Consider the following 11948-nt stretch of genomic DNA (forward strand, 5'->3'; position numbering starts at 1 on the left):
TGGGAGGACCGGGCGAACCCGGGGCCGTGGGTGGGGGGGGGGGGGGGGGGGGGGGCGGCGGGGGCGGGCGGGGGCGGCGGGGGGGGGGGGGGGGGGGGGGGGGGCGGGGGGGGGGGGGGGTGGGCGCCGCCGCCCCCCCCCCCCCCCCCACCGCCGGATCAAATGGAACAGGTATGGCCGGGTCTGCAACGGATCCGGCATAATCCGCCGCACGAACTCCGGCGGCTCAGCCAGCACACCAGGGTAGGGAACGGAAGGCCGTCCCCCGCAGCGCCCTGAAACTCCTTTGCAACACGAACGCAATACCTTGCCGCATCGCCGCGCAAACGGCGGTGCCGTGGGTGTTCATCCGCGCGCCGCGTGCGCCACCTTGATCCGTAACACCTGAGACCCCTGAATGTCCGCCCATCGCATCACCGTTGCTTCGGCCGCAACCGCTTCCTTCCGCACCGCCCGGCAGCCGCGTCCCCACGCGCTGGCGCTGGCCTGCATGTCGCTGCTCGGGCTGAGCGGCGCCGCCCTGGCGCAGGACGCCAGCCCGACCTCGCTGGACGCCATCACCGTCACCGCCGACCACCGCGAGCGCAACCTGCAGGAAGTGCCGGTCTCGGTCGGCGTGGTCCAGGGCGAGCGCCTGCGCGACTACACCGCCGGCGGCGATGACACCCTGCTGGCCCTGAGTGGCCGGGTGCCAAGCTTCTACGCCGAAACCACCACCGGCCGCATCTTCCCGCGCTTCTACATCCGCGGCCTGGGCAACATCGACTTCTACCTGGGTGCGTCGCAGCCGGTGTCGATCATCCAGGATGACGTGGTGCTTGAGCACGTGGTGCTGAAGTCCAATCCGGTGTATGACGTGGACCAGATCGAAGTGCTGCGTGGCCCGCAGGGCACGTTGTTCGGCCGCAACACCACCGCCGGCATCGTCAAGTTCGACAGCATCAAGCCCAGCCAGGATTACAGCGGCCGCGTGCAGGCCAGCTACGGCAGCTACGGCAGCGTGTCGGTGGACGGCGGCTTCGGCGGCCCGATCAACGACATCGCCTCGTTCCGCGTGTCGGCGCTGTACCAGCACCGGGACGACTACGTGGACAACACCTACACCGGCCCCAGCGCCGATGGCACGGTGTCCCCGAAGAAGAACGCCATGGGCGGCTTCGACGACCGCAACGTGCGTGCCCAGCTGCTGCTGCAGCCCAGCGATGCGTTCTCGCTGCTGGCCTCGGCGCACGCCCGCGACTACGAAGGCACCTCGACCCTGTTCCTGCGCAACGCGATCACCAAGGGCTCCAACACCACCGACGCGCCGCGCGACCAGGTGGCCTACGACGAAGCCGACAACAACCCGCAGGCGTACAAGACCTACGGCGGCTCGGTCAAAGCCGTGTACGACTTCGGCAACATTTCGCTGACCTCGATCACCGCCTACGAGACCACCTCCGGCTACAGCCGCGGTGACACCGACGGTGGCGCGGCGGCCAACTTCCCGGTCAACGGCGTGCCCAACGGGTATGGCCAGTCGATGGGGCAGATCCGCGACCTGGACCAGTGGACCCAGGAAGTGCGCCTGGCCAATGCCGATGACAACCGCCTGAAGTGGCAGGTGGGCGCGTTCTACTTCGATGGCCGCGACACCACCGATTTCTACCAGCGCGCCTGGTTCCTGCAGGGCGCTGCGCGTAACCCGAACAACTGGGTGCGTCTGCGCAACACCAATACCTCGTGGGCCGGCTTCGGCCAGGTCAGCTATGACGTGACCGACAAGTTCACCCTGACCGCCGGCCTGCGCCAGACCCGCGACGAGAAGCGTACCCGGCTGCTGAAGACCGCTGATACGGCCGCCGGGGTGGTCACCTACCGTGGCCGTACCGACGTGGAAATGGCCGACACCACCCCGAGCTGGGACGTGAGCGCGATGTACGCGTTCAACCCGCAGGTGAGCGTGTACGCCAAGGTGGCGCGAGGCTTCCGCGGCCCGACCATCCAAGGCCGTTCGGCGGTGTTCAACGCGGACTTCACCACCGCCGATTCGGAAACCATCCTGTCCTGGGAAGCGGGCGTGAAGAGCAGCCTGTGGGACAACCGCCTGCGCATGAACGCCACCGCGTTCACCTACGTGGTCAACGACATCCAGCTCAACGGCAACGATTCCAACGGCAACGGCGTGCTGTTCAATGCCGACAAGGCCAAGGCCTACGGCCTGGAAGCGGACATGGAGCTGCGCCCGATCCCGAACCTGAGCCTGAGCGCCGGCGTGAGCCTGCTGCACAGCGAAATCCAGGATGACCGCGTGTATGCGCAGGTCTGCGCGCTGAACGGCGCGGTGGTGTGCACCGTGAATGACCCGACCATCAAGGTAGGCGCCAACACGTTCGCCCAGATCAACGGCAACCCGCTGCCGAACGCGCCGAAGTACAACCTGAACTTCGCGGCGCGCTACGACTTCCCGGTCAACGACAGCGACGTGTTCTTCGTGTCCACCGACTGGAACAAGCAGGGCCATACCAGCTTCGTGCTGTATGACTCGGCCGAGTTCAATTCCAAGGGCAGCTTCGAAGGTGGCCTGAAGCTGGGTTACTCGGGCAACTACGGGGCGTGGGAAGCGGCGCTGTTCGCGCGCAACATCACCAACGAGAAGAACCTCAAGGGCGTGATCGAGAACTACATGGCGGCGGTGTACAACGAACCGCGCGTTGTGGGTGTCTCGTTGAACCTCAACTGGTAAGCGGTTGAAAAAAAGGCCCCGCGCAAGCGGGGCCTTTTCGCTGCGGTATCAGCCTGCGGCGGGCAACAAGGGCGCCAGCACCGGCTCCAGCACCGCCTGCCGCCATCCCGCCAGGGCCTGCGGCCACGTGCGGCTTTCCAGATAACTCTCCAGGTGCTTGCGCGAAGCCAGCACGCCATCGGGCAGGCCGAGCTCGGCGGTACGTGCGCTCACCGCGTCCTGCAGCCGCTTCAACGCCTGCTTGTTGGCATCGTTGGCCGGCAGCGCCAGCGGCGCCTCGGCCTCATCGTGCAGCGGCGTTTCCAGGGCTTCCCAGACCTGCGCGGCCAGCTTGCGCGGGGCTTTGGGGAAGCCTTCCATCAGCTTGCCCAGTGCGCCGGCATCGGCCGGCGGCGTACGTGCCAGCAGCGCGGCCAGTTCGTTGTCCAGGATCCAGCTGCGCGGCTTGTCGCTTGCCCGTGCCTGCACGTCACGCCAGCGCAGCAGGCGCAACAGACGGCGCTGCGCGGGCGCATCCATGAACTGCGACGAGCGCATCGCCACGTGCGGCCAGCGCTCTTCGTCCTGCTCGACACTGGCCAGCAGGCGCTCGGCATCGTCCTGCAGCCACTGGCGGCGGTCCAGCTCGCCCAGCTTCGCATCCACCGCATCGTGGATCGCGAACAGGTACTCCACGTCGTCGGCGGCGTACTCCAGCTGCGAATCCGTCAGCGGGCGGCGCATCCAGTCCGAGCGGGTCTCGCCCTTGGCCAGGGTCACCCCGGTGATGGCGGTGACCAGCTTCTGGTAGCCCATCCCACCGCCGATGCCGGCCAGCGACGCGCCGATCTGGGTGTCGAACAACGGCCGCGGCAGCACGCCGCAGGCCACCTTGAAGGTGACCAGGTCTTCGCTGGCGCTGTGCATGACCTTCAGGATCGACGTATCGGCCAGCCACGGCGCCAGCGCCTCGGTCATGCCCGGAATCAACGGGTCGATGATCAGGATTTCATCGCCGACCGCCATCTGCACCAGCGCCAGCTGCGGCCAATAGGTGCGTTCACGAATGAATTCGGTGTCCAGCCCGATGCGGGTGGGGCGCTGGCGGTAGCGCTCGTCCAGTTCCGCCGGGGTTTTGATCCAATAGGCCACGTAGGGATTCCATCTACTGCAGGTTTGCTCAGGTGAGGGAGAATAGCCTAACGTCGAGGCCGTCCCGCCGAAGGAACCCGAATTGCGTACTCCAGGCCCTGTCCCGCTGTTGCTGGCCGTGCTGCTGCTGGCCACGACCGCCTGCTCGCCCGACGCGCCACCACCACGCCCGGCGGCGGCGCGGGCGCCCGAGCCGGCCAAACGGGTCGAGCCTCTGCCCGGGCAGGTGACCATCGGCGGTGAGGATGAAGCGGAGACCGAACAGCGCTGGCAGCCGCCGGCGGTGGTCATTGCCGACGACGGCGTGGCACAGGCGCGTCGCGACGCGGCCAAGGCCTTCGACGAGGGGCGGTTGTACGCCACCGCCGCCGATGCCATTCCGATCTGGCTGGCGTTGCGCCAGCGCGACGCCAACGACCGCCTGGCCCAGGCCGGACTCACCCGTGCCCGCCAGCAGCTGCTGAAGGACGCCGCGGAGCTGCTGCAGCGGCCGCTGCAGCAGCGTGAGGCACTGGCGCAGGCCGGCGAGATTGCCTTGGTGCTGCTGGCCCTGGCCCCGGATGACCCGAAGGTGCGCCAGCTGCAGTCGCGCGTGGAGCTGGCCCAGCGGGTGGTGGCGTACAACCGCGCCGGCGAGGAGGACCTGCGCGCCGACCGCATTGGTGAAGACGGAGACGGTGCCATTCCCAACTTCCGCGAGGCGCTGGCGCTGCAGCCGGACGAGCCGCGGGCCCGGCAGGGCCTGGCCGCCGCCGAAAGCGCGCTGATCCGCCGCGCCGAAGCCGCTGCCCGCAGCGCCGATTTCGCTGCCGCCGGCACCTGGCTGGCCGAAGCGGCCAAGGTGCGCGATTCGGCACCCACCATTGCCGATGCGTTCGAACGGATCGAGGCGATCCGCGCCGCCACGCTGGTGCGCCTGCGCGACGACGGCCTGCGCGACCTGGCCAGCCCGCAGGGGCTCAAGGCAGCGCGGCAGAAGCTGGAAGACGCGCTGCGCATCGCGATGCCCGGCGACCCGGTGGTGGGCCAGCTGCGCGAACGCATCGAACTGGCCACCCACTACGGCAGTTTCCGCCCGCGCCAGGTGTTCAGCGATGCGCTGCGCGATGGCGGGCGTGGGCCGCAGATGATCGTGGTGCCGCATGGCGGCTTCCAGATGGGCGCCGGCGATGCGGAACCGGGCGCCAGCGATGCGGAAAAGCCCTCGCACTACGTGCGCTTCGACCGCGGCTTCGCCATGGCGATCACCGAAGTGACCGTGGCCGATTACCGCCGCTACGTGCAGGCCAGCAACGCCCGGCCGCGCGCCACCCGGCGTGGCCATTCGATCATCTACGACGAACGCAGTGGCAACTTCACCCGCAGCAGCGGGGTGGACTGGCGCTCGGGCTACGACGGCACCCCGGCGATCGCCAATTCGCCGGTGATGCACGTGAGCGTGCGTGATGCCGAGCACTACGCAATGTGGCTGTCCGAACAGACCGGGCGTTCCTACCGCCTGCCCAGCGAGGCCGAATTTGAGTACGCGCTGCGTGCCGGCACCAGTGGCCGCTACCCGTGGGGCAACGAGGGCACGCCGCCGCCGCTGTCGGGCAACTTCACCGGCGGCGAAGACGTATCGCCCTCCGGCCGGCGCTGGTTCAATGCCTTCGTCGGCTATGGCGATGGCTGGTGGGGCCCGGCCCCGGTGGCCACCTTCGAACCCAATGCCTGGGGCCTGCACGACATGGCCGGCAACCTCAGCGAATGGGTGGCCGACTGCTGGCACGCCAGCTACCGCCGGGCCCCGGCCGATGGCGTGGCCTGGTTCAACCCGGGCTGCCGGCAGCGGGTGATCCGCGGCGGCAACTGGGCCAATGCCCCCGAACAGACCCGCGCGGCCTGGCGGCAATCACAGGATTCGGACACGACCAGCGCCAGGATCGGGTTCCGCCTGGTTCGAGGTATCTGATACGTCGGCTTGGCGCTAGGATTGCCCCCAATGCCGGTACGGCGTGCCGGCCCCCATCAGGAACCAGGACGATGAGCAGCAATCCCTATGGCGGTCAGCAGCAACGAGCACGCCGCCCCGGGCTGTTCGGCAACATCCGCTGGTGGGTGCTGCTGGCGTTCGCCGGCTATGCCGCCTTCTACTGGTTCTCCAACCGCAGCGTGGACCCGTACACCGGCGAAAACGTGCTGATCGACAGTTCGCTCGATGCCGACCAGGAAAAGGCGCTCGGCCTGCAGGCCTACCAGCAGATCCTGGCCGAGGAGCGCCCGCTGGATCCCAACGCGCAGATATCGCGCGACGTGCGCGCGATCGCCGAACGGTTGATCCGCAAAGTGGACGTGGTGGAAACCGCGCTGGCCGAAGAGCACGGCCTGAAGCCGGCGCACTTCTCGCGCGACTTCGAATGGGAGGTCAACGTGATCCAGTCCGACCAGGCCAATGCGTTCTGCCTGCCGGGCGGCAAGATGGCGGTCTACACCGGGCTGGTGCCGGTGGCACAGACCCAGGATGCGATGGCAGTGGTGATGGGCCATGAAATCGCCCACGCACTGCTCCGCCATGGCGCCCAGCGCATGGCCCAGCAGAAGCTCACCCAGATCGGCCAGATGGCCGGTGCCGCCAGCGGCATGGATCCGCAGCAGCAACAGATGGTGATGTCGGCGATGGGCTACGGCTACCTGCTGCCGTACGCGCGCAGCCACGAAACCCAGGCCGATGAAGTGGGCCTGATGCTGGCGGCGGCGGCGTGCTTCGACCCGCGCGAAGCGGTGCCGCTGTGGGAGCGGATGGGCCAGGCCAGCGGCGGCCAGGCGCCGCCGGAATTCTCGTCCACGCATCCCAACCCGGGCACCCGCATCCAGAACCTGCAGGCGCTGATGCCCAAGGCCATGGAATACCGCCAACGCTACTGCGAATCTGCAGGCGCCCCGGCGACGCAATAACGTGGGCGAAACGCGTGTGCGGCCTGCTTGGACACGCATGGCGTGTCCCTACAGGGCTTACCCTCGGGTGTCTTTGACCACCACATCGATTACCCCATCCTGCACCCGGGCCTTCAACGTATCGCCGGGTGAAACATCCAGCGGCGACCGCACCAGGCGCCCATCCTGCTCGCGGGTCAGGATGGCGTAGCCGCGCGCGACCGTGGCCAATGGGCTCACCGCTTCCATCGAACGCGCCAACGCGCGCAGGCGCAACGTATCGCGCTGCAGCTGCCGCGCCATCGCCGCCTCCGCGCGTGGCTGCACCCGCAGCAGGCGCTGTTTCAGTGCATCCAGCTGGCGTTGCGGGTGGCCATTGCGCAGCACCAACGCCGCATGCCGCAGCCGCGCCAGGCGGCGCTCATGCTGCTGCTGCCACGCGCCGGCCAGGCGTCGGGCCAGATCCTGCTGCCGACGCTGCAGCAGCTGCAGCCGGTTCTGCGGGCTCTGTGCGTTCAGCCGCAGCAGGGCGCGGTCGGCACGCTGCATGGCCTGGCCCAACCCATGCCGCTGCAGCTGCACCAGCCGCGCGGCGAACCGGCGCAGGCGCAGTTGCAGGTCGCGCTGGTCCGGTACCAGCAGTTCGGCGGCCACCGATGGCGTGGGCGCGCGCAGGTCGGCGGCAAAATCGGCCAGGCTGAAATCGGTTTCGTGGCCCACCGCCGACACCACCGGGGTATGGCTCGCCGCGATGGCACGCGCCAGTTGTTCGTCGTTGAAGGCCCACAGGTCTTCCATCGAGCCGCCGCCGCGGGTGAGCAGGATCACGTCGTAGCGGCCGCTGGCGTCGGCGCTGCGCAGCAGCGCGGTGATCTGCGCAGCGGCACTGTCACCCTGCACCAGGCTGGGCAGCAGGTCCACTTCGAGCAGCGGGAAGCGGCGCTCCAGCACGCTGAGCACATCGCGCACGGCTGCGCCGGTGGGCGAGGTGATCACCGCCAGCCGGCGCACATGGGCGGGCAGGGCACGCTTGCGTTCGGCGGCGAACAGGCCTTCCGCTTCCAGCCGTGCCTTGAGCTGTTCGTAGGCGCGGCGCAGTGCGCCTTCGCCGGCTTCTTCCATGTGGTCGAGCACCATCTGGTACTCGCCGCGCGCCTCGTACAGGGTCAGCCGGCCACGCGCGAGCACGCGCATGCCTTCGCGCGGCACGAATTTCAGCCACTGGCTCTTGGGCTTGAACAACGCCGCGCGGATCTGCGCGCGCGCGTCCTTCAACGTGAAGTACATGTGGCCCGAGGCCGGGCGGGTCACGCTGCCCAGCTCGGCTTCCACCCACACCATCGGGAACGTGCCTTCCAGCAGGTCGCGGGCCAGGATGTTGAGCTGGCTGGGCGTGAGGATCTGCGCGCTACGGTCCATGGACGGTCAAACAGTACGAACGGGTGCCCATGGTCGCATGCCGGGGCGAGGTGCGTGTGTGCGGCGCTCAGCCGCCGTTGTCGAGCCGGGCGTGCTGCCGCAGTGCCCACTGCACGTGTTCGCGTACCAGCGCGGAGTCATGGCCGACGCGCGCGTGCAGCGCGGCCAGCGTGTCCGGGTGGCCTGGCGCATTGCCCAGTGCCACCGCGATGTTGCGCAGCCAGCGCTCATGCCCGCTGCGGCGGATCGGGCTGCCTTCGGTACGGCGCAGGAATTCGTCTTCCTCCCACGCGAACAGTTCGGCCAGCGTCGCGGTATCGAGCGCGTTGCGGGCGCGGAAATCCGGCTCGTCGGTGCGCCGCGCGAACTTGTTCCAGGGGCACACCAGCTGGCAGTCGTCACAGCCGTAGATGCGGTTGCCCATCAGCGGGCGCATGTCTTCGGGAATGGCGCCATCGTGTTCGATGGTGAGGTAGGAAATGCAGCGCCGCGCATCCAGCCGTTGCGGGCCGATGATGGCCTGGGTGGGGCAGACATCGATGCAGCGGGTGCAGGTGCCGCAGTGCGCGCTGGCCGGCGCATCCACCGGCAACGGCAGGTCGATGTAGATCTCGCCCAGGAAAAACCACGAGCCGCCCTGGCGGTCGATCAGGCAGGTGTGCTTGCCGATCCATCCCAGCCCGGCGTTGCGTGCCAGCGCACGCTCCAGCACCGGGGCCGAATCGACGAACACCCGGTACCCGAACGTGCCGATCTCCGCGGCCAGCGCATCGGCGAATTTCTGCAGGCGGTTGCGCATGAGCTTGTGGTAATCGCGGCCCAACGCATACCGCGCCACGTAGGCGCGGTTGCCGTCATGCAGGGTGTTCCAGGCCTCGGTGTCGTCCTTGTGGCCGTAATCCATGCCCACTGAAATCACCCGCACGGTGCCGGGCAGCAGTTCGGCCGGGCGCGCGCGCAGCGTGCCGTGGCGTGCCATCCAGTCCATGGTGCCGTACAGGCCCTGGCCCAGCCAGTCGGCCAGGTGTGCTTCGTCGTCGGCCAGATCGATGCCGGACACGCCGCAGCGCTGGAAGCCATGCTGCCGCGCAAGCGCGCGCACCCGTTCGGCGGCACGGGCCAGGTCGAGCGGGGCGGGCAGGGGAACAGCGGACATGCAGCAAGTATAGAATCCCGGCATGCACGAACTCGATGAACTGTTCGATGTCGCCGCCGCGCGCCGTCTCGATGCCCAGGCCAGCGCGCTGCTGGGCGATGGCGGCGCCGGGCTGATGGAGCAGGCCGGCACGGCCGCCTGGCAGTGCCTGCTGGAGCGCTGGCCGCAGGCGCAGCGGCTGTGCGTGGCGGCCGGTGCGGGCAACAACGGCGGCGATGGCTACGTGCTGGCGCGGCTGGCCCGCCAGGCCGGGCGCCAGGTGCAGGTGCTGCGGCTGGCCGACGCTGGCGCGCGGACGGAGCTGGCTGAACGGGCCCGCGCGGCGTATCTGGCGGTGGGCGGGCAGGAATGCGTCTTCGCGGAGGAATTGCCTCCCGCTGACATCGTGGTCGATGCACTGTTCGGCATCGGCCTGAACCGCGCGCCGAACGGCGATGCGGCGCGCCTGATCGAGGCGATCATCCACAGCGGGCTGCCCGTGCTTTCGCTGGATGTGCCCAGTGGCGTGGACGCGCGTACCGGCGCGGTGCCCGGGGTTGCGGTGCGCGCCACGATCACCCTGCAGTTCATCGTCCGTCACCAGGGCCTGTACACCGCAGATGCGCTGGAATACATCGGTGGCCGCCGGCTGGCACCGCTGTCGCTGCCCGACGGTTCGCAGCGGGGCATCGCTCCGGCAGCGTGCCTGTGGCTGCCTTCCCGGCTGCCCACGCAGCTGGCGCCGCGCCGTGCCAACACGCACAAAGGCGAATCCGGCCATGTGCTGTGCGTGGGCGGCAACGCCGGCAGTGGGGGCGCGGTGATGCTGGCCGCAGAATCGGCGCTGCGCGCTGGCGCCGGGCTGGTCAGCGTGGCCACCCAGGCGCAGCACATCGCGCCGCTGCTGGCGCGCCTGCCCGAAGTCATGGCCCACCCGGTGCAGGAGGCGCAGGACCTGCAGGCGCTGCTGCCGCGCGCGAAAGTGATCGCGATCGGACCCGGGCTGGGCCAGGACGACTGGGCCCACGAGCTGTGGCGGCAGGTGCTGGCCAGCGGCAAGCCGCTGGTGATCGATGCCGATGCGTTGAACCTGCTGGCGGCCACGCCACGGCCGCTGCACGACGCGATTCTCACCCCGCACCCGGGCGAGGCGGCGCGGCTGCTGGGTACCGACACCGCCCAGGTACAGGCCGACCGTTTCGCCGCCGCTGCGGCACTGGCCGCGCGTTTCAATGCCGTGGTGGTGCTCAAAGGCGCCGGCACGATCGTGGCCGCACCGCATCAACGCCCACGGGTGATCGCCGCCGGCAACCCGGGCATGGCGGTGGGTGGCATGGGCGACCTGCTCACCGGCATCATTGCCGCACTGCGCGCGCAGGGGCTGGACGCGTTCGACGCGGCCAGCAGCGGTGCGCTGCTGCACAGCCTGGCCGGCGATGACGCGGCCAGCGAAGGCCAGCGTGGCCTGCTCCCCACCGACCTGCTGGTGCCGCTGCGCCGGCGGGTGAACCCGGAACCGTGACGCCCATGATTGAGTTCTTCCTGGCACAACCGCAGGACACCGACCTGCTCGGCCAATGGCTGGCGGCCACCCGACCCCCGCACGCGGTGGTTGAGTTGAGAGGTGACCTGGGTGCCGGCAAGTCCACCCTGGCCCGGGCGCTGCTGCGCGCATTGGGCGTGCAGGGCAACGTCCGCAGTCCCACCTACACGCTGGTCGAGCGCTATCCGCTGAGCGACGGTCATGAAGCCTGGCACCTGGATCTGTACCGGATCGGGCAGGCGGAAGAACTGGATTTCCTCGGCCTGGACGAGGGCAGTGCCTCGCTGTGGCTGGTGGAATGGCCCGAGCGCGGGGCCGGCGCGCTGCCGCCCACCGACCTGATCGTGGCGCTGGAGATCGAGGGGCAGGGCCGTCGCGCGCGGCTGGGCGCGGCCAGTGCGGCAGGACATGAATGGCTGGAACGGCTCCCGCAAGGGGGCGACTTGCAGGCCCTTTCTGTCGGCTGACAGTAGGAAACACCCCCAGGTTACGGATTATTAAGGGAAAAGGTGTTGCTTTTCATTCAGCGCAGTGATTGAATCCGTACCCATGCCAATGGGGAAGCCACTCACTGCCATCTGCGCCGCCGTCGGACTCTGTCTGGCGAGCGCGATGTCGTGGGCGGGCGAAGTCCGCCAGGTGGCCCTGGAGACCGGTTCGACCGGCACCCGCGCCGAGATCGCGCTGTCCGGCAGCGGCGGCTACAAGACCCTGACCCTGGCCGGCCCGAACCGGTTGGTGGTCGATTTCCCCGATTCCAGCGCGGTGCGCAACCTCAAGCTGCCTGCGCCCAAGGGCGTGGTCACGGCGGTACGCACCGGGCAGCCGGTGCCCGGCACGTTCCGGGTGGTGTTCGACCTGGCCGAATCGGTGGCGCCGTTCAAGCCGCAGCTGGTCAAGCAGGGCGAGGATTCGCGGCTGGTGATCGAGTGGCCGGGCGATGCGCCGGCCAGCGTGGTCCGCGCGCCCGCTACCCCGGCACCGGTCACTGCAGCGAACAGCACCGCGCCAGGCAGCACGCCTGCGCCTGCACCGATGGCGGCGCAGGCCAACACCGCGCCGGTGCCTGCAACCACCCAGAA

Annotated in this window: 9 protein-coding genes; 6 read left to right on the forward strand and 3 right to left on the reverse strand. The window is 69.2% G+C overall.

Annotation, left to right across the window (positions count from 1 at the left end):
* The first annotated feature begins 397 nt into the window (after positions 1-397).
* A complete protein-coding gene (locus ACQG3P_RS13910; RefSeq protein ID WP_426805415.1) occupies positions 398-2725 on the forward strand; it encodes a TonB-dependent receptor in 2328 nt (775 codons plus the stop codon).
* Between the two features lie 48 nt (positions 2726-2773).
* On the opposite strand, the gene rnd is transcribed toward ACQG3P_RS13910, so the two are convergent.
* Positions 2774-3856, reverse strand: a complete 1083-nt coding sequence (gene rnd / locus ACQG3P_RS13915; RefSeq protein ID WP_426805416.1) for a ribonuclease D — start codon at positions 3854-3856, stop codon at positions 2774-2776.
* A 112-nt stretch (positions 3857-3968) separates the two neighbouring features.
* On the opposite strand from rnd, the gene ACQG3P_RS13920 reads away from it, so the two are divergent.
* Both ACQG3P_RS13920 and ACQG3P_RS13925 read left to right on the forward strand, forming a co-directional pair.
* Positions 3969-5807 carry an SUMF1/EgtB/PvdO family nonheme iron enzyme gene (locus tag ACQG3P_RS13920; RefSeq protein WP_426805423.1) on the forward strand — a complete coding sequence of 613 codons (1839 nt, stop codon included), beginning with the start codon at positions 3969-3971 and terminating at the stop codon, positions 5805-5807.
* A gap of 71 nt (positions 5808-5878) precedes the next feature.
* A complete protein-coding gene (locus tag ACQG3P_RS13925; protein ID WP_068853288.1) occupies positions 5879-6790 on the forward strand; it encodes a M48 family metallopeptidase in 912 nt (303 codons plus the stop codon).
* A 57-nt stretch (positions 6791-6847) separates the two neighbouring features.
* Here the strand turns inward: ACQG3P_RS13925 and xseA are convergent, their stop codons facing one another.
* Both xseA and queG read right to left on the reverse strand, forming a co-directional pair.
* Complete coding sequence (xseA, locus tag ACQG3P_RS13930) at positions 6848-8188, reverse strand: exodeoxyribonuclease VII large subunit (protein WP_426805417.1); 1341 nt, start codon at positions 8186-8188, stop codon at positions 6848-6850.
* A gap of 67 nt (positions 8189-8255) precedes the next feature.
* Positions 8256-9344 (reverse strand): tRNA epoxyqueuosine(34) reductase QueG, encoded by a 1089-nt coding sequence (gene queG / locus ACQG3P_RS13935; RefSeq protein ID WP_426805418.1) that lies wholly within the window; start codon positions 9342-9344, stop codon positions 8256-8258.
* 22 nt (positions 9345-9366) lie between these two features.
* On the opposite strand from queG, the gene ACQG3P_RS13940 reads away from it, so the two are divergent.
* The 3 genes from ACQG3P_RS13940 to ACQG3P_RS13950 form a co-directional block, all read left to right on the forward strand.
* Positions 9367-10845 carry an NAD(P)H-hydrate dehydratase gene (locus ACQG3P_RS13940; protein WP_426805419.1) on the forward strand — a complete coding sequence of 493 codons (1479 nt, stop codon included), beginning with the start codon at positions 9367-9369 and terminating at the stop codon, positions 10843-10845.
* Between the two features lie 5 nt (positions 10846-10850).
* Complete coding sequence (gene tsaE, locus ACQG3P_RS13945) at positions 10851-11333, forward strand: tRNA (adenosine(37)-N6)-threonylcarbamoyltransferase complex ATPase subunit type 1 TsaE (protein WP_093536353.1); 483 nt, start codon at positions 10851-10853, stop codon at positions 11331-11333.
* A gap of 82 nt (positions 11334-11415) precedes the next feature.
* Positions 11416-11948: AMIN domain-containing protein (locus ACQG3P_RS13950; protein ID WP_426805420.1), on the forward strand; the 533-nt coding region annotated here is incomplete at its 3' end.

The organism is Stenotrophomonas sp. SrG (genome assembly GCF_050031795.1).
Classification (GTDB): domain Bacteria; phylum Pseudomonadota; class Gammaproteobacteria; order Xanthomonadales; family Xanthomonadaceae; genus Stenotrophomonas; species Stenotrophomonas rhizophila_A.

What these genes read in the sequence shown, in the direction of transcription:
- ACQG3P_RS13910 (WP_426805415.1), top strand. Translation starts at nt 398, where the DNA reads ATGTCCGCCCATCGCATCACCGTTGCTTCGGCCGCAACCGCTTCCTTC.
- ACQG3P_RS13940 (WP_426805419.1), top strand. Translation starts at nt 9,367, where the DNA reads ATGCACGAACTCGATGAACTGTTCGATGTCGCCGCCGCGCGCCGTCTC.
- ACQG3P_RS13925 (WP_068853288.1), top strand. Translation starts at nt 5,879, where the DNA reads ATGAGCAGCAATCCCTATGGCGGTCAGCAGCAACGAGCACGCCGCCCC.
- queG (WP_426805418.1), bottom strand. Translation starts at nt 9,344, where the DNA reads ATGTCCGCTGTTCCCCTGCCCGCCCCGCTCGACCTGGCCCGTGCCGCC.
- xseA (WP_426805417.1), bottom strand. Translation starts at nt 8,188, where the DNA reads ATGGACCGTAGCGCGCAGATCCTCACGCCCAGCCAGCTCAACATCCTG.
- tsaE (WP_093536353.1), top strand. Translation starts at nt 10,851, where the DNA reads ATGATTGAGTTCTTCCTGGCACAACCGCAGGACACCGACCTGCTCGGC.